Annotated in this window: 20 protein-coding genes; 3 read left to right on the top strand and 17 right to left on the bottom strand. The window is 45.3% G+C overall.

The annotated features are described in order from the left end of the window. Nucleotide 1 precedes the first annotated feature (1 nt). The 7 genes from potA to MTP43_RS06540 all read right to left on the bottom strand — a co-directional run bounded on the left by potA (nt 2) and on the right by MTP43_RS06540 (nt 6,440). The gene (gene potA / locus MTP43_RS06570) at nt 2–1,048 is read right to left on the bottom strand and encodes a spermidine/putrescine ABC transporter ATP-binding protein (protein ID WP_015538395.1); all 1,047 of its coding nucleotides are present in this window, start codon (nt 1,046–1,048) and stop codon (nt 2–4) included. Nucleotides 1,049–1,298: 250 nt separating this feature from the next. Next, the gene (locus MTP43_RS06565; protein ID WP_249235166.1) at nt 1,299–2,291 is read right to left on the bottom strand and encodes a DUF4340 domain-containing protein; all 993 of its coding nucleotides are present in this window, start codon (nt 2,289–2,291) and stop codon (nt 1,299–1,301) included. A gap of 10 nt (nt 2,292–2,301) precedes the next feature. After that, complete coding sequence (locus MTP43_RS06560; RefSeq protein ID WP_249235165.1) at nt 2,302–3,735, bottom strand: Gldg family protein; 1,434 nt, start codon at nt 3,733–3,735, stop codon at nt 2,302–2,304. A gap of 15 nt (nt 3,736–3,750) precedes the next feature. Further along, nucleotides 3,751–4,623: an ABC transporter permease gene (locus tag MTP43_RS06555; protein ID WP_249235164.1), complete on the bottom strand. Its 873-nt coding sequence runs from the start codon at nt 4,621–4,623 to the stop codon at nt 3,751–3,753. 1 nt (nt 4,624) lies between these two features. Next, nucleotides 4,625–5,593 carry an ABC transporter ATP-binding protein gene (locus MTP43_RS06550; RefSeq protein ID WP_249235163.1) on the bottom strand — a complete coding sequence of 323 codons (969 nt, stop codon included), beginning with the start codon at nt 5,591–5,593 and terminating at the stop codon, nt 4,625–4,627. Nucleotides 5,594–5,790: 197 nt separating this feature from the next. Continuing rightward, the gene (gene rpmE, locus MTP43_RS06545) at nt 5,791–5,991 is read right to left on the bottom strand and encodes a 50S ribosomal protein L31 (RefSeq protein WP_005926533.1); all 201 of its coding nucleotides are present in this window, start codon (nt 5,989–5,991) and stop codon (nt 5,791–5,793) included. A gap of 161 nt (nt 5,992–6,152) precedes the next feature. Continuing rightward, nucleotides 6,153–6,440, bottom strand: coding sequence for a hypothetical protein (locus MTP43_RS06540; RefSeq protein ID WP_113620990.1), 288 nt, complete (start codon nt 6,438–6,440; stop codon nt 6,153–6,155). A 138-nt stretch (nt 6,441–6,578) separates the two neighbouring features. On the opposite strand from MTP43_RS06540, the gene MTP43_RS06535 reads away from it, so the two are divergent. Beyond that, nucleotides 6,579–6,803: a helix-turn-helix domain-containing protein gene (locus MTP43_RS06535; protein ID WP_249235162.1), complete on the top strand. Its 225-nt coding sequence runs from the start codon at nt 6,579–6,581 to the stop codon at nt 6,801–6,803. Nucleotides 6,804–7,696: 893 nt separating this feature from the next. Here the strand turns inward: MTP43_RS06535 and MTP43_RS06530 are convergent. The 6 genes from MTP43_RS06530 to MTP43_RS14495 form a co-directional block, all read right to left on the bottom strand. Continuing rightward, a complete protein-coding gene (locus MTP43_RS06530) occupies nt 7,697–11,113 on the bottom strand; it encodes an SIR2 family protein (RefSeq protein WP_113620988.1) in 3,417 nt (1,138 codons plus the stop codon). A gap of 227 nt (nt 11,114–11,340) precedes the next feature. Then, nucleotides 11,341–11,670, bottom strand: a complete 330-nt coding sequence (locus MTP43_RS06525; RefSeq protein WP_112120811.1) for a hypothetical protein — start codon at nt 11,668–11,670, stop codon at nt 11,341–11,343. Nucleotides 11,671–11,717: 47 nt separating this feature from the next. Next, nucleotides 11,718–12,440 carry a DUF2971 domain-containing protein gene (locus MTP43_RS06520; RefSeq protein ID WP_113620986.1) on the bottom strand — a complete coding sequence of 241 codons (723 nt, stop codon included), beginning with the start codon at nt 12,438–12,440 and terminating at the stop codon, nt 11,718–11,720. Between the two features lie 641 nt (nt 12,441–13,081). Continuing rightward, entirely contained in the window at nt 13,082–14,017 is a 936-nt protein-coding gene (locus MTP43_RS06515) for a hypothetical protein (protein ID WP_113620985.1), read from the bottom strand. A 66-nt stretch (nt 14,018–14,083) separates the two neighbouring features. After that, nucleotides 14,084–14,701 carry a hypothetical protein gene (locus MTP43_RS06510; protein ID WP_147323208.1) on the bottom strand — a complete coding sequence of 206 codons (618 nt, stop codon included), beginning with the start codon at nt 14,699–14,701 and terminating at the stop codon, nt 14,084–14,086. After that, nucleotides 14,676–15,137, bottom strand: coding sequence for an acyltransferase family protein (locus MTP43_RS14495; protein WP_369334311.1), 462 nt, complete (start codon nt 15,135–15,137; stop codon nt 14,676–14,678). Before MTP43_RS14495 ends, MTP43_RS06510 begins: the two co-directional genes overlap by 26 nt. 305 nt (nt 15,138–15,442) lie before the next feature. On the opposite strand from MTP43_RS14495, the gene MTP43_RS06505 reads away from it, so the two are divergent. Then, on the top strand, nt 15,443–16,228 hold the full coding sequence (locus MTP43_RS06505; RefSeq protein ID WP_238057024.1) for an IS110 family transposase: 786 nt from the start codon (nt 15,443–15,445) through the stop codon (nt 16,226–16,228). A gap of 2 nt (nt 16,229–16,230) precedes the next feature. Next, entirely contained in the window at nt 16,231–16,641 is a 411-nt protein-coding gene (locus MTP43_RS06500) for a transposase (RefSeq protein WP_238057023.1), read from the top strand. Nucleotides 16,642–16,936: 295 nt separating this feature from the next. Here MTP43_RS06500 and MTP43_RS06495 read toward each other — a convergent pair whose 3' ends face one another. From MTP43_RS06495 to MTP43_RS06480, 4 genes are all read right to left on the bottom strand, one after another. After that, on the bottom strand, nt 16,937–18,388 hold the full coding sequence (locus MTP43_RS06495) for an oligosaccharide flippase family protein (RefSeq protein WP_112120816.1): 1,452 nt from the start codon (nt 18,386–18,388) through the stop codon (nt 16,937–16,939). A gap of 63 nt (nt 18,389–18,451) precedes the next feature. Continuing rightward, nucleotides 18,452–19,237 (bottom strand): glycosyltransferase family 32 protein, encoded by a 786-nt coding sequence (locus tag MTP43_RS06490; protein WP_113620982.1) that lies wholly within the window; start codon nt 19,235–19,237, stop codon nt 18,452–18,454. Nucleotides 19,238–19,243: 6 nt separating this feature from the next. Further along, nucleotides 19,244–20,317 (bottom strand): EpsG family protein, encoded by a 1,074-nt coding sequence (locus tag MTP43_RS06485; protein ID WP_113620981.1) that lies wholly within the window; start codon nt 20,315–20,317, stop codon nt 19,244–19,246. 10 nt (nt 20,318–20,327) lie between these two features. Next, nucleotides 20,328–21,305 (bottom strand): glycosyltransferase family 2 protein, encoded by a 978-nt coding sequence (locus tag MTP43_RS06480; protein ID WP_112120878.1) that lies wholly within the window; start codon nt 21,303–21,305, stop codon nt 20,328–20,330. Nucleotides 21,306–21,308 lie beyond the last annotated feature (3 nt).

The raw sequence follows: 21,308 nt of genomic DNA, 5'->3' as shown, positions 1-21,308 counted from the left end.
ATCACCCCTCGCTCCGCGCCATGATATGGATCTCGTTGGGGCCGATGCGCATACCAATGGTCTCACCAGGGGTGCAGGCGCGGGTGGAGTGGATCAGCCACTCGCGGCCTTCGCACTCCACGTGCATCTCAAAGTGCACACCCTTGAAGATAACATCATTCACCACGCCCACAAGCTGGCCCTCCACGGGGGATACCACCTCGATATCCTCCGGGCGCACCACCACCTGCACGCTCTGCTCCCGGGCGAAGCCGCGATCCACGCAGGGGAAATCCACGCCGGAGAAGGACACCAGAAAGTCCTTGTGCATCACGCCGTCCACGATGTTGGAATCGCCGATAAAGTCTGCCACAAAGGCGTTTTTCGGCTCGTTGTAGATATCCTCCGGGGTGCCGATCTGCTGCACCTTGCCGCCGTTCATGACCACGACGGTATCGGACATGGTAAGCGCTTCCTCCTGATCGTGGGTAACGTAGATAAAGGTAATGTTCATCTCGCGCTGCAACCGCTTGAGCTCCAGCTGCATCTCCTTGCGCAGCTTCAGGTCCAGCGCACCCAGCGGCTCGTCCAGCAGCAGGATCTCCGGCTCATTGACCAGACTGCGGGCAATGGCCACGCGCTGCTGCTGACCGCCGGACATCTGGCTGATGCTGCGGCGCTCGAAGCCCTTTAAGCCCACGACCTCCAGCATATCGCGCACCTTGCGGCGGATAGTGTCCTCGTCCAGCTTTTTGAGCCGCAGACCAAAGGCCACGTTCTCGAACACGTTCAGGTGCGGGAACAGCGCGTATTTCTGGAACACGGTATTCACCGGGCGCTTGTAGGGCGGCACACCGGTAATGTCCTCCCCTTTCAGCAGCACCTTGCCGGCGTTCGGCTCCAGAAAGCCTGCGATCAGGCGCAGGGTGGTGGTTTTGCCGCAGCCGGAGGAACCGAGCAGCGTTACAAACTCCTTATCATGGATATCCAGATTCAGCCCATCCAGAATGCGCTGTCCATCAAATTCCACTACGATATCCCGCAGTGAAACGACCACCGAGTTGTCCATTTTATATGTTATCCTCCTTGTTCTCAGATACGAAAAAAGACAGGGAACCTGCCCCATCTTTTTTGCGTATAAGGGATGCTCCGCCCCGCACAGAAGCATGATCTTGCGCGGCAGACTTACCCTGTCACGGTTTATAATAAACAATCACAGTCGGATTGTCAATCACTCTGCCGATGTTTGCCGCAACTTTATAAAAAGCTGCAAAAAAATATACGCTGCACCTTGGTTTCGGTGCAGCGTACAAAAGGAATCATTCCTGCGTTTTCAGGTCGTTTTCCGTCAGCAGAAGCGCCTGCACAGTGCTGGTATCCACTGTGTATACCGAGGTATCCCCTTCCACCTGCAGATACCACCCGTCCGTACCGCAGGCGTAGGTCAGCTGTACGGTGGAGCCGTCCTCGCTGGTGACTACGGCGGTGAATACCGGTGCATCAAAACCGCAGGCGGCAAGGTCTGCGTCCGTAGTCTGAGCGGTGGCATAGGTGCACAGGGCAGACAGCAGGCCTTGCACCTTATCCTGTGCAAGGCTGGCGGCGGGGTCAGAGGCCAGCCGCCACACCGTCTCGTAGGCAGTGGAAGAAGCGCTGTCTGCGTCCGTGCTGTCGGCGCTTTCGGTCGGCTCGCTGACGGCGTTCAGGGTGACGGCGGTGCCATCTGCCAGCGTATAGGCTACCTGCGTAATGGCAGAAGCCGTAAGTCCGGTGGGGCAGAAGCTGCCGAAGAGCCCGGCCTTATCCAGCTGAAAGCAGGCGGCCTTGTTGCCGCTGACGGTGTAGACGGCATCATCCCCGGCTTTTTGCACATAGAGATCCCCGGTGACCGGGTTTTCTGCCCCGAAGATCAGGGTAGTGCTCTGCCCTGCCGCCGTGACCGTAACGGTGAGCTGCGGGCTGTCCAGCCCGTAGTCCTCCCCTGCCTGCGGTGTCAGGCTGCGCTTGGCATTCAGTGCCATCAGGGCGGTGCGCATGGTGTTGCAGGCGCTCTCGTCCAGATGATAGGCGGGGTCCTGTGCCAGTTGCCAGCTGCCGCCGGAATATTGCAGGGTGTAGGTCTGGCCGTTATAGGTATACTCGATCTGCTCCAGATCCTCTGCGGCAAAGCTGGAAAGCGGGATGCTTCCCTCGGCGGCGGCACTGGCGGCCTGCTCGGCCTTGGCGTTGCTGCGGATCACCGCCCACAGTGCCGCGCCCAGCAGCACTGCCGCTGCCAGCAACGCCAGCAGGACACGCTGTTTTGTTTTCATGGCGGTCTCCTTATCTGCGGCGGCGCAGCAGCACCACCACTGCCCCGGCAATGAGCACCGCCGCCGGGAGCACGAACACAAAGGTCAGCCCCAGTGCTGCGGCAGTGGAGCCTGCCACCGTAATGGGCTCGGCCTCCAGCGCCTTGGTGTCTACAAGGACATCCTGCCCTACCAGCGAGGCAGCGCAGCCCTGCAGGAAGGTCAGATTGCCGGGCATGGACTGATAAAGCTGCTCGTTATCCATATTGGGGCAGCCGATCCAGAGAACCTCGGCGCCGGTGTCCTCGTTCCGCGCCCAGACGGCCAGTGCAAAGGGGCCGTCCGCATCTCCATCCTGCCGCTCCATGGTGGTAAGGTCGTTGATGTCGGCCTTGGCGTAGGCAGAGGAGGAGCTGTTCAACAGCGGCTCGGCGATGACATCCTCGGTCTCGGTGACCGTGATGCCCTGCGCCACCGACAGCATGACATGGGTGCTGGTATTCACACCGTTCAGCGCGGTGCTCTCGGTGGGCGTGCCGTAGTCCGGCAGCAGCGACCATGCAGAGTTATACAGTGCCTTGCTGCTGTCGCCCTCCACCACCATGCCCCCTGCGCGGGCAAGGCCGAACTGCGCCAGCACGGCGTCCAGCTGCGGGGTCTGGGCGTAGACGCTACTGGTCAGCAGCAGCTTGCCGCCCGCCGCCAGATAATCTTGCAGCTGGCTAATCTCATCCACAAGGCTGTCCCCTACGGAAAAATCGGTGGTGGGTGCGTTGATGATGAGCAGATCGCAGTCCTCCGGGATGGTGCTTGTGAGCAGATCCAGCGGCTGGGCGTCGATATTCTGGGCGTCCAGTGCATCGGTCAAGGAGTCGGTCAGGGTCTGCTCGCCGTGGTTGGTGGTATAGTAGGCGTGGCTCTGCCCCGCTGCGGTGAGCTTATAAATGGCAGAGGTGATCTGCTTTTCGCCGCCAAAAGTCACGCTGGCAGAGCCGGTGGTGTAGTAGTCGGTATAATCGTACTCGTACAGGTCGGCGGCATCCAGTACGGTGCTGTTCTCCCCGCAGGTGACGATCAGACTGCCGGTGGAAACATTCTCTGCGCCATACTTTGCGGCAAAGGTTGGGTACAGGGTGGGGTCCTTCTGTTCCCAGCTCAGGTGCCCGCTCTCGGCGGCGTAGTGATCCAGCAGCTTTGTGATGATGGTATCCTCGCTGCCGGTTTCACAGAGGTAATAGATGTGCACATCCTTTTCCAGCCCCTCCACCAGCGCTTTGGTGCTGTCGCTCAGGGTGTACATTTTGGCCTCAGAGAGGTCGAACTCGGTATATTTTGCAGGGATGGCCCGCACCAGCAGGTTGAGCAGCACCGCCAGCACCAGCACTGCCGCCAGCATGGCGGTGGACAGCAGCCCACTGCGGAACACCCTGCCCTTTTGGGAGGCTGCGTTCTTGTTCCATTTCATCGTTATGGCCTCCTCTCAGTTCCAGCGGCGCTTTTCCAAGCCCTGTGCGGTGAAAAACAGGAACACCGCCGCCACGGTCAGGTAGTAGACCAGCGTGGGAATGGAAAAGCTGCTGTTGACAAATTCTTCAAAGGGGGTAAACAGGCACAGGGCGCTGAGCACCGCGCTGAAGGCCTCGGTCAGCCAGCTGCTTTTGAGCAGAAACAGCGCCGTAAGCGCCACGCAGCACCCCGCAAAGGAAAGGCAGCCCAGCGTAAAGCTTTTGCTGCGCAGCCCTGCCACCACGCTGAGCACAGCGGCAATGGCAGTGAACAGTGCCAGCGCCACCGCGCTGCCGGTGGTGAACATGGTGCGCAGGCTGGGCATCATATAAGCCAGCAGCAGCGCCGCCACGCCGGACACAGCGGCGATGATCTGGTTTTCGGTCAGGCTGGAAAGGAACACCCCAATGGCAATAGCGGTGCAGCCCATGAGGTAATAGCACAGCAGCGCGGAAAAGTTGGCCAGCGTGCTGGTGCCGGTCGCGCCCAGCGCCTTCAGCACAAGGATCATGCCCGCATCCACAAGGCAGGGCAGCGCAAAAATGACGCAAAGGGCAAAATATTTGCCCAGCACGATACCGCCCACCGACACCGGGCTTGTGAGCAGCAGCTGGTCGGTGCGACTGTGGCGTTCCTCAGCAAAGGAGCGCATGGTGAGCACCGGGATGTAGAGCAGCAGCACAAAAATGGTGCGGCACAGCGTGTAGTAGCCAAAATCCGGCAGGCCATAGCCCAGATTCAGCGCCACAAAATAGATAGCCGTAGCCGCCAGCATAAAGGCGGTAAGCACCGCACCGATCATGCCGTGAAAGCAGCTGCGGAGTTCTCGTTTAAAGATGGCCAGCATCTCAATTCTCCTCCCCTTCTGCCGGGGTGTTCTGCTCCGGCGTTTTTTCGGTCAGCGCTAGGAATACCTCCTCAAGGCTGCGGTTCTCGGCGGCAAGTGCCAGCACGGTACAGCCGGCCTCGGTCAGTGCTCGGGACACAGCAGCGCGGCGGTCGGCGGCATCCTCGCTCTCGGCAGTAAAGGTGACCTGACCGTTCGCGGCGCTTTCCAGTTCTACCTTGCAGATGCCCGGCACGCTGCGCACAGCGGCCAGCACGGTTTCGGTCTCGCCCTGCGCGGTGGCACGCAGGCGGCTGCCCGGGTTCAGGGTCTCACCCAGCTCCTCCGGGCTGCCCACAGCCACCAAACGACCTTTAGAGAGGATGAGCACCTGCTGGCATACCGCCTGCACCTCGCTGAGGATGTGGCTGGACAGAATGACCGTATGCGCCTTGCCCAGCTCCCGGATGAGGTTGCGGATCTCGATGACCTGTGCAGGGTCCAGACCTACGGTGGGTTCGTCCAGAATGATAAGCTGCGGGCTGCCCAGCAACGCCTGCGCAATGCCCACCCGCTGACGATAGCCCTTAGACAGGCTACGGATGACCCGGGGCAGCACTTCTTCCAGCCCGGTGCGGCGGGCAGCGGCCAGCACCCGCTGCTTGCGCTGCGCACGCTTGACTCCCTTGAGCTCTGCCACAAAGTCCAGATACTCCTGCACAGTCATTTCGGGGTAGAGCGGCGGCTGCTCCGGCAGATAGCCTACACAGGCTTTAGCCTGCTGCGCCTGCTCCGGCAGACGGAAGCCGGCTACCTTTACCTCGCCCTCGGTGGGCGCCAGATAGCCGGTAAGGATATTCATAATGGTGGATTTGCCCGCACCGTTGGGCCCCAGCAGGCCATAGATCTGGCCGTCCGGCACCGTAAACGAGAGATCCTGCACGGCAGGGCGGCTGCCGTAGGACTTGCTCAGGTGAGAAACTTCGATCACAGCAAACTCTCCTTTTATTTCAGAAGCTGTTTTGTGGAAAGCGGCGTAGAACCAGCGCTTTCCGGTTTGGAACTGCTTTAGTTTAGATGGAAAATGTGTTCAAAATAAGACAATCCTGTGTGGGAAAGCGAAATATTTGCCACCGCGAAACGCAAAAATGCCGCCTCCCGAAGGAAGCGGCATGAGATAGCCTATAATTACTTACGGCCGAAACGCTTGTTGAAGCGCTCAACACGTCCGCCGGTGTCAACCAGCTTCTGCTTGCCAGTGTAGAAAGGATGGCACTTAGAGCAAACTTCGACGTGGATCTCGGGCTTGGTGGAACGAGTCTTGATGACATTACCGCAAGCGCAGGTAATGGTGCAGTCAACGTAGTTCGGATGGATACCCTGTTTCATTCTTTTCACCTCAATTCTGGTTCTGACGTATTGGGGCCATATTTAATGTATGTGCCCATCACAACCTTCAATATCGGCTACCCCGTCGAGCGGCCTTGGAAACGATTGCCTTACTATTATAGCACGAATCAGCCAGAATGCAAGAGGAAAATTTAAGTTTTTTACAGCTTTTGCAGCGTCCAGCCTTTTTTTGCTGCCAGTTGCTCCAGCTCCCGGTAAGAAAGCCTCAGCTGCGCAATGTTGAAGCCCGGCAGCTCCGCAAGGCAGCCGCCGTCCTGTGCCCGGTGCAGCAGTTTGCGCACCGGCAGTTCCGGTTCGCCGTCAAGCGTATCCAGCCCGGCCACATATTCTCCGCACCGGGGCAGTGGCTGCTGCCAGTCGATAGTTTTGCAGACCATTGCAAGCGTAAGGTGGTTGCAGGTCACCGTCTGCCGGAATTCCAGTTTCATGATGCTCTCCCCTTTTGCGCCGGAGATTCACAGCTGTTCCCGGCGCGATACTATGATATAACATTTTGTTTTATACATCAATATAACATTTCGTTATGCCTATACTTTACCTTAAATAAAGCCTTTGAGGTAAATACCATGTATCAACGTATCCGGGATCTGCGGGAGGCTCGTGATCTGCTGCAAAAGGATGTTGCGGCGTATCTGAAATGCACACAGGTCTGCTACTCCAATTACGAGACCGGCAAGCGGGATATCCCCACCGAGGTGCTGATCCAGCTTGCCGGTCTCTACCATACCAGTACCGATTATATTCTCGGCCTTACGGACGACAGCGCCCCGCCCATCACCCGCAAAGCGTAAAACTGCCCCCAAAGCAGCGCGATTTGATGCGAGCTACTTTGGGGGCAGTCTGTTTGATATAAAAATATTTCACTATGGCCCCGCATGGAAAGGTTCTTGTAAACGCGTCCATACGGCATCGTCTGTGCAAGAATGATTTCTCTCGTCTCTCCAAAGCTTCCAGAAAGCAGAGCAAAAAGAAAGTCCGACAATCATTCGAGTCAACGAACAATTCTGAGATTTTCAATGTCTCCGGCGGGGCAACCCCATACTCTGCCTTCAGAAAGGGATTTTAAGTCCCTCGTGTCTGCCAGCCTTCGGCAAAGTCGATTTTCGTTCGTTGTATCGTTTGATTTCTCATTGCGAGAGAGATTTTTCCTTCGCGAGCGAGAGGGATTCGCATTTTTTTAACAAGATAATATTACCACCTTTTTCGCCTCATGTCAACCATGTAAAATTGTTTCATCTTGTCGTGTTTGATCCTCGGAGCGTCCGGGACCCGGGGCGTTCGCCCTGCCCAGATGCGCTCCTCAGGGTGGGTGTGATGAGGGGGGTGGATGAAGGGTTGCTGGGTGTATTGATGGACTGAATTGAGTGATGGGTTATTGCTGATTTTTGAAGAGTACTTTTGAAGTGATTGGGGTTGTTTTTGATGTGCTGACTGACTTTGATATCTCCTTATCTGTACCGCTCGGTTACTCAGTCCCTGCTCTCCCCTGCTACCTCTTTTGCTGAAATTTCACCGGAAGTGATTTTGAGGGATGCAGTGAGAAACGAGTACATTTGTTCGATACGAAACAATCGTTCTATTAGAAAACCGCATGGATGGGTTTTTGTGGGCACACCCATACGGTTTGAGGGTTTGAAAAGATTACTTTAGTTCAGTGTAAGATTCAGACCGTTCTACTTTTTTGTTAGTAGCCAAATACTCTATGAAGTATATCAACCGATTCCATCAATTGGTTAGATTCATTATACTCTGAATAATTCGCCCTTTCCGCAACTGTCTTCATCTCCCGGTATACTCTTCTCTGTTCATTTCTCATATCTTGTGCCTGAGCATATTTCAGTCTTGAAAATAGTAAGCCAAAGTATGCCTCCTGAAATTCGATTTTCTTTGGATACTGTTCAGACCATTGCTTTGCCTTATTAATAATTTTATCAGGAACTCGCTTATATTCCGCCGACGGTGAATATATGGCTTCACTCGCAATAATAAACGCCGCCCGAATATGCATGGATTCCGGAAATTTCTGCAAATACTTTTTTATCGTTTCATATTCATCTGGTGTTATTTTTCTATGTCCCCCACTATTATATAAATTAGCAAGGCAGAGCGCTGCGACTTCTGCCGCTTCACATCGTCCATTTTCTTCATACACTTGAGCCATAAAGCGTTCCAGCTCAAACAGCTTATCCTCCTTTTTTCGTTGGACAAGGGTACGAAAGTATTCTTCTACCGCATCCAGTACATTTTTATATACATCCTCATCGTAGTTGCACTGCTTCAAAATTTCTACGATAGCATTCCATTCCTCTTGAATCTCTGCGTTAACGTTTTTATAGAGTCGCAAGTGCATCAGCCGTCCATAGTTTTGACAGCAAATTACCGCAATCCGTTTGTTATCTGCAAGTAGCTGGGTCAATTCACCGCACTTTTTCAGGAAAGCACCATACTCATCAACTGCTTCCGCATTATGAAGACCAACGCAATACGCCTCTATAGCATCTACCGCCTCATCACGGATTGTTACCTTTTCTGATATTTCTTTTAAAAATCGAATATATTTCAGACCGCTATTGTAAAGACGCCTTATATCTCCCCGATCAGTCAAGACGATTGCTATTCTTCGCCATAGTTCCAACTCATACCTCTGGAAAATCGGCTCACGTTCTAAAAGCACATCTTCTACCGCAGCAATATCTTTTATAGCTGAAATCCTCGACATCAAGCCTAAATAGTATTCAGAATCATTCAACTCCTCGTCTGGCGGCGTGATCGCTATTTTTTGGAACACATCACTCTCCGGCCAGTCATCCAGTGCCAGCGAGATGAATTTTGCAAAGCCCATCACAGAATTTGATTTGACCAATTTTGCAAATCGTTCAGCATCTCTCACATTCACGACATAGTCAACGATATACTCATTAATCACGTCCGGAAAGCACGGTTCCATGAGCCACGCATGATCTGGGAGCATCTTCTCTTTCTGGGTTCTCTGGTTCTGAAGCTGTATCAGTTTCTGTTTTTCCTCTTCTGTGGCCACGCCACCTCTTACACGCATATTGAGGTAAACCTCTTGCGGATCAGCGCTTAGTTTAACATATGGTGCCAACAATGAAAACTTCTCGTCTTGATCAAGGCTCTTTGAAGAACCTCCACTCTCCGCTTTTTGCGGCTCTTTGTCCATCTGCTGATAAAGCAACTCGAATAGCGTTGGTTGTGCCGGATCATCCTCTTGTTCGCTGACAGACACAAACAAATCCTCAAAGAGATTATCTGCTCCCGGTCTTCCACTCCTTGCATCAAAAAAAGAGATCAACCTATTACAATCTTCCGCCAAATAGTTTGTACCTTGTACATCCGTAATGTTAAAAATTCCTACAATGCAAGCAACCGAAAGCACCCGAAGATACGAATCCACCAAAATATCATCGCCCAAAATTAGCTTCCAGCGTTTTTTCTCTTTATTCAAATATTCACTTAGTAATTCTTCCGTAGAGGTAAGGTTTGTGCGCCCTTCTTTACTAAGCCACACTTCAATGAACACGCTAAGGAATAGCGGACGCAAGCAAGGAGCACTCATCGAATTTCGAAACTTACTTTGTATTATTTTTGCCTTATTTGCCTTATCAGCCTTGCATTCATCAATAAAGGCACTTGTACCAAGAAGCGGTAGATAGGCTTCCAAATAGTTTTCAATATATGACGCCTCGTCTTTTTCATCGAGTGGTCCAATTGTCAAAACGGGCTTCGAATAAGTACCCGCTTCAAATTCCAACCTGGCCTCATTGGGCATTTTCCGTTTTAATTCAATCAGCCAATCATATTCTGATGCTCTCTGATGCCGTTCCAGCAATACAATTCTAAGCTTGTATGGCGAATCCGAAAACGCTTCAATAAATGCCGCAATTGTATCTGCACATTGCTGTTCTTGCCCTAAGACATAGTCAAACGCCACAACAGTATCTGCAAACGGAACGAACAGATGCGCTTTTTCCGGTTTTTTATACGCAAAAAAGCCAAACCAGCTTGAAGGCATAGTTTTCATCCATTCCAAAATCAGGCGGCTTTTTCCTATTCCACCTTCACCTAAAATAGTCCGCCACAAGAATTTTTCCTTATCTTGTAAAAAAGAACTTAGGTCATTCAGTTCCACAGTTCTACCCACGAAGGGGTTAAAGCTATTAGAAAAGTGCATTCTACCAAAAGCAGATATTGCCGTTCTGCGCTCCAAATAAGGATTCACTGCTATGACTGATTGCAATCCTGCTCTTTTCTGAAGCCGAGTCATTGCAATCTCTGATAGAAAAAGTGGGAGATCCTCATAATCATCCCCATAAAATACTGGAATAGCATTCATCGGCAAATTGGGTATGGTGTCTCCACTCTTCATCAGATAAAAATAAGGTATATCAGAGGTTCCAAGTTTCTCATACGCAAATGACATAAAGCCAGACAGGTTCGGATCTTCCATCGTGCCACCACAGCCAACAATTATGATAGGATTTGTTCCTATCAGATTTTGAATAAACTGTGCCCCACTGTTGCGCAAAATCGTTTGGTATTGTATATAGTCCGCAATAATATTATCAATACCATCTCGTTCATCATACATTCCATGAAGGTGAATCACTTTATTTTCCGCTGTGCTACGAATAATCGAAAGAATTTCCGCCGGGCATTCATAGGAAACGCCTTTAGCATTTAATGTTTCTTCTATCTGCGTATCGTAATTTGTTGTTGCAATCAGATCTCCTGCACGCCAGACTTTGCAAAGCGCCTCTTTGAACTCCGTATTGACAGGATGCAGTGCGCCAATTGTTTGATTCATAAAAGTCTGGTATGCCCCAGAGCTCTTAAGCTTGCCCAGCAAAAAAGTAGCCGCATCGATCAGTTCCTCCGCAGTCCATGAACCAATTTTCAGATTCAACTCATTCTGCTCTGGTATTGTCAGATATTTTCTTCCCTCAGCAATCCAATTCGTCCAACTCAATCTATGAGAGCCGAGCGACATAGATGCACCTGCACCACACAAATACACAATTTTTTCAGCGGAATGAATTGCATTCAGTAATTGTGGATATTCTGAGATATTCCTTGCAGGCATTTATTTATCTCCTTTTTCATTACTCATTTTTATCTCATAGCGTTCGATGCGTTTTCAACAGCAAGCTCCAAATATTTTAATTTCATCTTTTTCCCATGGAACTATTTTCACACTTCAAAAACACTGAGGAGGCACGGTTCTGTTAGCCCGTTATCCTTAAATATTATTCTTTAAATCAAAAAACGCCTACAACAGAAAAGCAGATTTACAGTTGCAGGCGTATATCTTTACTTCAGTTTTTCCAAAATTTCGTCAGCACTCATGCCACCAGCCAGCAGCTTCTTAACCACAGCCTCGGCTTCCGACTTTTTCGCTTCTTCTGCAGCCTTAGCATCTGCCTTTACCTTCTTCGCTTCCAGAGATGCCACTTCTTTTTCGGCCTTCTTCAAATCAGACTTCTTCACTTTCAGGTCAGCTTTCAAAGTTTCAATGTTTGCAGTGATGGATGCGATCTCTGCAGTCAGGAAAACGATAGATTCCTGCTTCTCTGCGATCTGGAATGCGTAGTCGGTATGGGTAGTTTTGTGACGGTTTTTGCTACCTTTCGTTCTGGGCATTTTTGTTACCTCCGAATTGTTCGAATGCAATTCTGTAACATTATTTTTTATTCTTCTACAATAGTTGTATATGAATAACGATTTAACAGCTCGATAATTGCTTCTTTTTGCTGATCATTTGATTTCGGATTTAGAACCACCCTGGAAACAAATCCCTTAAAATTGAATGGAATTTGTAGCCCTGCTTCTTGACTGTTTTTATATATAATTGAACGAATTTCATTTTCTTCTTTAAAGTCATGCTTTTTTATTGCATGAAAAACACGTGCGGAACTCGGCAGGCCAAATCTAGCTCGTTCATCATCATGTGGAATGTAAAATGGCACATCCATATTTCCTATTTGCTCATTTTCATCAAGATAATGAACTTTATACATTCTTGCACCATTTATCCTTGAAAGCATAAAAATTTGTCTTACAGTTGATACTATACAGACTCCGTTATCTGATGCATATTCGTTCCACATTTTTGTATTACCAGTTTTATACGGTGTCCAACAAGTCACATATGGCACATATACATGGGATTTTAATTCATTAAGTCTCCGATAGTTTTCTTCTGATTGTTGTGCCCAGCCGTCAAAAAACTCTAGCGGAATTTCCCCCTCATATTCATCATCAAACCTTGAAGCATTGCAAAAGAAGAGTGTCTGTGTAGAAAGCATAGATTCCAGCTTTGAGTAATTTATATATCTTCCGATTTCTAAGTTTAACCGGGGCATATATTCATTATTAATTCTGTCTATGTCGGTTGCAAAATAAATACCCATAGAGAAGCCTCCTACTTTCTTTATCCATCCTTTGCATTCTTCGCCACATTCTCATGTGTTGCCTGCTGCTCACCACGAAGAGGTGTGCAAAGTTTCGAGCAGCGTAGGCTGTATTCATGTACAGCCGTCAGATTTCACCCTACCATTGTGTTATCCCAACACACGATGGAGGTAAAATCAAAATGAAAAATAAATACAATTGGTTCGACGATAACTGGAATCCGGATGACAAACTATCCACCCAGTTTTGGCCATCTTTTGTTTACAATCTAGTACCGGGTTCCTGACCCCCAGAGCTTTCTATAATAGGGAAAATATAGGTTCTCTCCCGTTGACGTACAATCCTTGTATAGCATGAATAGTTCCTTCCGACACCGCAGAACTGTGTGAAATCTCACCTTAACGATAAACCCACATGTTGTCTTCTCCTCAGGCAACAGAGTCGACGCTCTGGTTTGTTGGTATTTCGATGTTCAATAGCTATCCCCACTACCTTGCTGTCTACGCTTAACACACCGCATTACTGCGACACACCCAAGACTCACTTCAAATGCTGTGGTTAGCCGCTTATTTGACAGGATTTTCGCCTATCGAATTGCACGTCCTTCGCTGGACGCACTGCCCAACCCCAATGTTGCTTTCTATTTCCCAATAAAAGTACGTAAAGTCCATTTTGTCTTGTAATACTGCGTTCCTCTGGTCACCTCATCAATCCGGATGCTAAACGGTTCATCTAAAGACATTTTCTCTTCATAAGGAATCAATGCCTTGTCTAATCTCTCCCTTAAAAGATAATAATCAAAAGATTCTCCCCGATCCAGTCTTTTAGGAAACTGAGGCGTATACATTTGAAGTATGGACTCTCGATTTAGCATACCAACAAATATATCTCCTTGCTTTTTGCTTCCAAAATGCAGATATACATTTGTAACCGTTACTGGCTTCATCCCAGTATTTTTCACTGTTATAATATACGCATCGATTTTTTCAATACCCGGAATTTGACTCAGTATAAAACCAGTGCTAACACCAACCGCAATTTTTACTCTCTGTGGAAGCCATAAAGCAACAAGCGAAACAACAAGAGCAATTGCTCCAAATACCGATCCCGTCCAACTACCTATCGCCCCAATAATAGCCCATCGAAGCGATTCAGTATTGTAATCTTTTACTTGCTCTACTTCCTTTACCAATTGAAGCATCTTGAAGATTCCTAATCCAACAGCAACAATCGCTACAATAGTACATAATGTAATTATTAGCTTTCTTTTATCTATATTCTTCATGTATTTCAGCCCATTATATTCTTCTTCACATCTCAGCCGATCCTTAGATTGTTGCCTGCTGCTCACTGTGTAGAGGTTCGCGATTATCAGAGCAGCGAGAGCCACGGTCTCCCATGACTCCAGTATATCACAGATCCGAGAACAAGTCAGCCTTGTACACGCTTTTTTTCTAACATTTTCTCTATCGTAGTCGGGCTTTTTCTTCGGTCGGCCGCGCTTCGCTTTTGCAGTGTCAGTAGGTGCAGTTTCTGCACTTTCCGACATCGGGCGCTTCGGGCCGAAGTCGTTCATTGGGTTTTAGCTTTTCAAACCGTCCTTTCTGAAGCTTATGTTTGCTTCGCTCTCTATTTCAAAGTTTCAATCATGCTTTAGCCGAGACACTGTGGTTGAGCGGTTACTTATGTTTTTCATCCAAGAGTATATTTCAGAAACTGCCAAAGCTCCCCCTGCGCAAATCAAATACGACTTAAAATTATTATAATCATCTTTATAAAGTACTAATGCGCAGAAGGCCACAAAGTACATATGTATAAAATACATTGTTTCACTCGTACTTCTTAAGTGTTTATAAAAGTTTCCTTTTAATCTATTTTCCTTACATTCTAAAATGATTACTGCAAACATAAAGTAGAACGTTGGAAGATCAAGCAACTTCGAGATGTCGCTCCCCCCGAATAAACTGCAGAAAACTTTTACAGCACACACTAAGACAAATACAATAGCATTTTGAATGCTTACACGCAACTTATCAAACTGTTCTGCCTCGGCTATCTGCATTCCAATCGATACAAATGCAAGTGACTGAAATAATCCATTTCTCGTGGTCAAAAACAATTTAAAGTACATTCCAATTGGACAAGCAATTATCACTGGAAGTTCTTTCAAATGTTCCCTCAGTATTGTCAGAACCACTCCGATAATATATAATACTGACCCAAATTCTGCCATTTTACCAATTGAGTATTTTCTCAGCATCAGTTTTATCACAAGCAAAGCAAAAATCAAACCATTCAGATACCATAGCGTCCACGAATAATAGTTTTCCCCAACAAAAAAAATTTCGCAGACAGCGAAACAAGTATGAAAGTTTCCAATTGCCTTCTATGCACCAGCCATACAATGTCAACGGTATATAAAGGAGTGACCATACCAAATATAATCTCAGGACTTTTTTTATCCTAATCTTAAGCCGATCACCCAATTTTATATTTGACTTCTTTGCAAGTAAAAAATATCCGCTGCATGCATAAAAGAATGGAACAGAATAATTTGAAACATCGTAATAAAATAGTCTATCTGCTATATCGCTAACGGATAGAAACTGTCTTGTATGTATTCCTATCACAAGAAATGCGCATATAAACTTTATCAAATCGACTAATTTATAATTTTTCTCTTCACTTCTTGACATCTCATTCATTTTCACTTAATCAACCCTTTACTTTGAATCACCTAAAAAATTAACATACGGCTAAAGTCCGATTCATAATGTAAGAGTAAGGTCTATCCGGCCTTGCTCTTTTCCTTTAAAATGGAGGTATGGTCTGACGAACTTTCCGATTGGGACACCACGCCCGCAGACAAATGTGTCAGCCAGCCTCCATTGTTTTGTGCTCGATTCAGCAAGTTGGGACATAGCTCCCGTTTCACGATTGAATATGTGCGTACTTTGGAAAAGCTGGATAGCCATAAATCGAAACGAAAGAAGGAATGTCAATGTTCGCAGTAGGAATCGATATTTCCAAGTCAAAAAGTGTAGCAGCCATCTTAAACCAAGACGGATCAATGCACACAAGCCCTTTTGAATTCCACCATACGCAGCCTGAACTAGACGCTTTCATTAAGTATATTTTGAATAGCAAGCAATCTGCAACCATCTTAATGGAAAATACCGGGCATTACCACTATCCTGTTCTGAAAGCGTTCCAGGAAGCCGGGCTCCCTGTTTGTATGGTTAATGCCTATCAAATCAAGAAATTCGGAGACATGGATCTTCGCAAGGCCAAAACGGACAAGAAAGATGCAGTGCGGATTGCCAGATATGCATTGGAAAAGAGTTATTCTCTGGTTCCATACACATCTATGGAGCAGAAATACGAAGATTTAAGATTTTTGGCACGACAGTATAATCAGCGAATGCTTACCCTGAAAACCAACAAAGTATTTCTACTTAATCTATTGGATGAAACGATGCCTGGCATAACCAACATCCTGCCTCTAACGACCAGAACGCCAGAAACCAGTCTTTCCGTTCTCTTTATCAATCGTTTTAAATCCTACGATCGTATAAAGAAAATGGGAAAAAGTCGTTTTCTTGACGCATTTGAAAAAATCGCAAGGAAATCTCGAAATCGCCAAACCAAAACATATGGGTTGGCAATTTACGAAGCTGCATTACGCAATATCACAACAAGGGGAGAAAACGAATACACTCTTGCGGCTCAAGATCAATGCCTTGAACTTGTCTGTGAATCACAAAAGGCCGCGATTCAATTATTCTAAAAATGCAAACATTAGCTGAAACGTTGCCCGAATACGCTGTTCTGCGCTCTATGGCTGGTGTTGGGGATCGACTCGGTCCCCTTATCCTTGCTGAAATTGGAGACATCCGCCGCTTTCACAGTGGAAAAGCACTCAACGCTTATGCTGGTAACGATGCGCCTCCATATCAGTCTGGAACATTTGAGAGCCACAATCGCCACATATCAAAACGTGGGAATGCGGCTCTCAGAAAGTATTGCTTTGAGGTTATGCAGGCACTCAAACTTACACGACCTCAAGATGACCCTGTCTACCTTTTTCTGCTCAAAAAGGAACAGGAAGGGAAACAGTATAACGTAGCTAAAATGGCCGGAGTCAACAAGTTTCTCCGCATCTACTACGCGAGAGCGATGGAAACGCTCAAGCAACAGTAACCACTGACTCTATTATATAGCTTTTTCAAAAATCCACAACTGCTGTGGGTTCAATTTAATGCGCCCTTTTTCCAAAAGAAAATCGGAAAATCTATAAAAAAACTCTTGACAAATACATTAGCAAGATTCATAGATGTTGAACCTTTACAAAAAGATAACAGTATTTTACCAGACGTTTTAATTGCTTTTTTATCCATGCCACTGTATTCCGCTCCTTCGTTTTTAGTCTAGTTTGATACGCTCTAAATTGCGTTTATCCAAATCATCTTTTGGCATTACCATGTTTACCGGAAAACTATGAATCTTGGAAACCCGTGTTATGTTTTTTAAGCACTTTTGTCAACATTTCGGATAGAATTCGATTTTTTAAGGCAATATTCATCAACAAATAAATTGCTCCGCCAATTGAAATCTCCATAGCCAGCGCTACTGCAAGTGGTAAATTCATTTTAATAATAGCGCAAACTACTGCCGCCATTACCATCGTTGAAAACAATGAAAGTACTAGTGCTGTATTGCTTATATGGTATTTAATTTTACGTTTCAAGTACAAAAATTGAATTATATTTGTTGTTAGTTCACTCATGACAGACGCAATCACAGCTCCATTTTGTGCATATAGGGGAATCAAAATTGAATTTGTGATAACATTTATGATAGATGCGATTGCAGAACCTGGCAGAAGAATATACTCATTCTTTGAACTGTATGCCAACTGATAACATAACAAATCACCAAACCCTTTTATCAGGATAAGTGGGCACATTAATTTAATTGTAGTTCCTGTAGGGGTAAAACTATCACCATATAGCAAAACAACCGCTTGATTTGCCGTCAAGAAAAGTCCGACAGCTAAAGGAACTACACCTAGGCAAAGAATTTGAAATCCTTTGTCCATCAGTTTATAAAATACCGCCTTTTCATTATCGTAGTAATAACTCAATCTTGGTAAAAAGATTGCTGTAACCGCCGAGCACATTGTTAAGACAATATTCACCGTACGTTGAGCATACGAATAATACCCAACAGCCTCATCTGTCGAAAGCGCACTTAGCATCGTTATATCTATTTTATTATAAATTGTGGACATAAATATAATTCCAGCAATAAATACAATTGGCTTTATATGTTTTCGAATTTTGAGGTTTACCAACGTAAATCCAACCATTTTTCTTGCATGGATAACATTAAAAATGTAGTTTCCACCTAAAGCCAAACTTGTTAGTAAAGCATATGCCACATAATCTTCTCTTGTCTTAACAAAAACAACCAAGAGCGCAAGAGATATACACTTGATTACAACGCTTCGACCCGTTATGTATCCATATTCTTCTAGGCCTTGATATATCCAGTCAATATTCAGATAATTAAAAAAGATGGCCAAACCACAGCAAATATATAACGCCCCTTCCCCATTAAAGCCATTGTTTAAGATCAAAACAAATATGTATGCAATCAAAGATATTGTTGTCGAAATCAAATTAATAATGAACAATTCCGTAAACAACGAGTTCTTTTTTGCGGTATCCTCCCTAACTTTTGCAAATTCACGAACCCCATAGGATGGCAGCCCAAGGGCAGCTGCTGTAACGAAATACGAAGCAATGTTTTGTGCACTCGCAACCTTCCCAACACCAACTGGAAGTAAAATTCTGGACACATATATTGATGTAATAAAAGGAAATAATATATTCGAAGCTGTGTATATTATGTTAAACACTGAATTCTTCAGCATAGACTTTTGCATTTATATCTCCATCTTCAGCAACTTAGCCTTCTCGTTTGATATATAATTAAGACCCGTATATCCTTACTTCTTGTATAAACGCAAGACTTTTTTTACGGTTACAGCCAAGCCATTGCAATATATATTTCTCGCAAGCTTTACCATAAAAAAATCCGATACCTTAGGTCCAAAAATTTTCATAATCTTTGTTTCGAATACATGAAACCTCGTAAATTTAGCCGAACTCCACGAGCTGGTATAGTGATGAATTGAACATGTGTTTCGCGTCATTCTCATCTCATTAGTATAATAATTTTTGGGGCAGAAATATTCCGTTGGATATAAAGTGAAGCCATCTATTTTTTCTATCTTATTATTCCCAATATAGCCTTTTTTCTTTAGACATCTCGTCACATGTTCGCATACAGTAATTATGTTATTGAAATCGAAATGAATCGTTTTGTAATACTCTATGACGTCCAAACAGAAACCATTTCCTTGCTCTGCTGCCATCCCTAGGCCAGGATTGATGACATAAGTTGTAGAGTCTTGTGGTTCTTCTTTTCCCATAAATGCGCCCATCGCAATAATCTCATCAAAATTTCTAACAACTTCAACATCTGTATCAAAGTAAATTCCGCCGAAATCGTATAATATTTTAAATCTTGCAAAATCAGAAACAAAAGCCCATTTTTTATTTTCAGCTGCTTCCCTAATATAATCACAGCTGTTCATATCAAAGTTCTTTTCATTCCACTCTATAATTTCATAATCCGGGAAATACTTTTTCCAAGATTCTATACACATTAAAGCATCTTGAGGTAACGGATTTCCTCCAAACCAGCAGTAGTGAATTTTTTTAGGTATCATAAACTCTCACCTGTAATCAAAATAGAAATTATATGGTATGCACGTGTACCAACCGCTGTTGATCATTCCGTAAGCAGTGATTCCGCCATACATTAGAATCAGGAACACCTTTACAAGCATTTTTTCTCTTCGGTTATTTATTAGCTTAAGCATATTTGGCAAATATAGAAGTTCATATGCCATTCCGTAGTATAATACCCTATTAATCAAAGGTACAAATGCGGTCATTAATGCTATGCTTAATGAGATAATCTGCATATTGTAAAGCAATTGAGTTTTTGTATCAATCTCTTTTTCTTTTGAATAATAGTAGTATCCAATAATAGTCGATACGCCAAAAAACAGAATGGATGATTGGCTCGCAACAATTTCGTTTAGCTCAACCGAATTCAGGGTAAAATAAAACGCATAAGGGGTATATTTTATAATAAACTTTAAGATTGCGAATAATCCACTTCCAGAAAGTACGGTTAACCCTACAATTGTTATTGCTTTCTTAAAATCAAATTTCAAATATTGCAAAAAATACACCGGTACAAAGAAAAGCGCCGACTTGTGAAATAAAAAAGCTATAAGGACAGCCAGGAAATACCTTTTAGCGTCTTTATTCAATATGTATTTCATTGCATAAAAACAAATCGAGACAGCAATATATTGCCTCAATCCATTATATGCATCGAAATAAACTCCAGTGACAAAATAAAACAGAACGCTAAGCCTATAATCATCAGAATCATTTAAGCATTCTTTAAATATAAGAAAAGAAATAATAAATGAAATAGCTCCAAATGTAAACCACTGATTTCGAGTTACTAATTGGCACAGTCTAACAATGTACTCGAATCCTACTTCTAGTTTTTTTCCTTCTATACCGGCAATTTTACTTCCATTTCCCAAACGCGTAAACAATTGAAAATACATTGGATAATCTGCGCCGTTATTGTACCGGAATGCGGCCACTAATGTGGGTGGAAGAAGCGTTATTAGTAAAATAGAGATTTTTCTTCCTCGATATCGAATCCTTTCTTGTATATCAGCTAAAAATACCGTTAGAATAATCATCGGAATATATATGGTCATTCGTATATCCTCACGCGATTTTCTTTTTAGATTTATATTTTATGTAAATAAACCGATAAGCAGAAAAATTGAAACAGAACAGTGCGATTTCAGCCTTTCGAACTGCTGGCAAATACTTACAAGTAACCACATCTAAAAAAGCGTTTCTAGCATGTTTCTGAACTTGCCCAATCGTTTCCTTGTCATTGTATTTCGAGCAAATCATCATGTTGACAAAAACCAATTCCCATACCGTTCTCGCAACTTTCATTGTACTTGTCGTTTCAGGATATGCTTCTGTAATCACTTGATATTGTTCCCCAATCCCAAACAGCAAATCATATGTTCTTTTTGAAAAAGAACTATGGCCAATAGAACCGCTCCGTTTAAAATAATAGTAATATACCTCTGGGTCAAAAACAATCTTATTCGCCAACATTAAAAGTTTATATGTCGTGTACTGATCCTCAAACAATTTTCCCTCAGGGCACCTAATTTTCTGCCACAGGCTCTTTTTCCACATCTTGCTTGCAACACACGGAGTCAAATACCCATTAAACAAAAAAACTTCCAGCGCTTCCTTCTTCGAGTAAGTTGTTACCTCTTTTACTCTTGAATCAACTGCACAATCACCATTTTCAAATGAAATACAAAATGCTGGAACCGCTACATCTGCTCCGCTTTCCGAAATATCATCGTAAAGCTTTTCGATATAATTAGCATCAATCCAATCATCACTGTCAATAAATACTATCAGTTCTCCCTTTGCAATCTCCAGCCCAGCATTTCTAGCCGACGACAGTCCTCCATTTTTCTTATGAATCACGAGAACCCGGCCATCTTCTTGTGCATAGTTATCACATATTGCACCGCAGTTATCCGGCGAGCCATCATCAACCAGTATAATTTCGAGATGACGATATGTTTGCGCCAAAATACTGTCTATGCATTTTTGGAGATATTTTTCAACATTATATATAGGCACAACAACTGAAATCAATTCTTCCATAAT

The sequence above is a fragment of the Faecalibacterium sp. IP-1-18 genome, assembly GCF_023347355.1.
Taxonomy (GTDB): Bacteria; Bacillota; Clostridia; order Oscillospirales; family Ruminococcaceae; genus Faecalibacterium; species Faecalibacterium prausnitzii.
The sequence above is the reverse complement of the archived record's forward strand: the minus strand, read 5'-3'. Positions and strand labels throughout refer to the sequence as shown.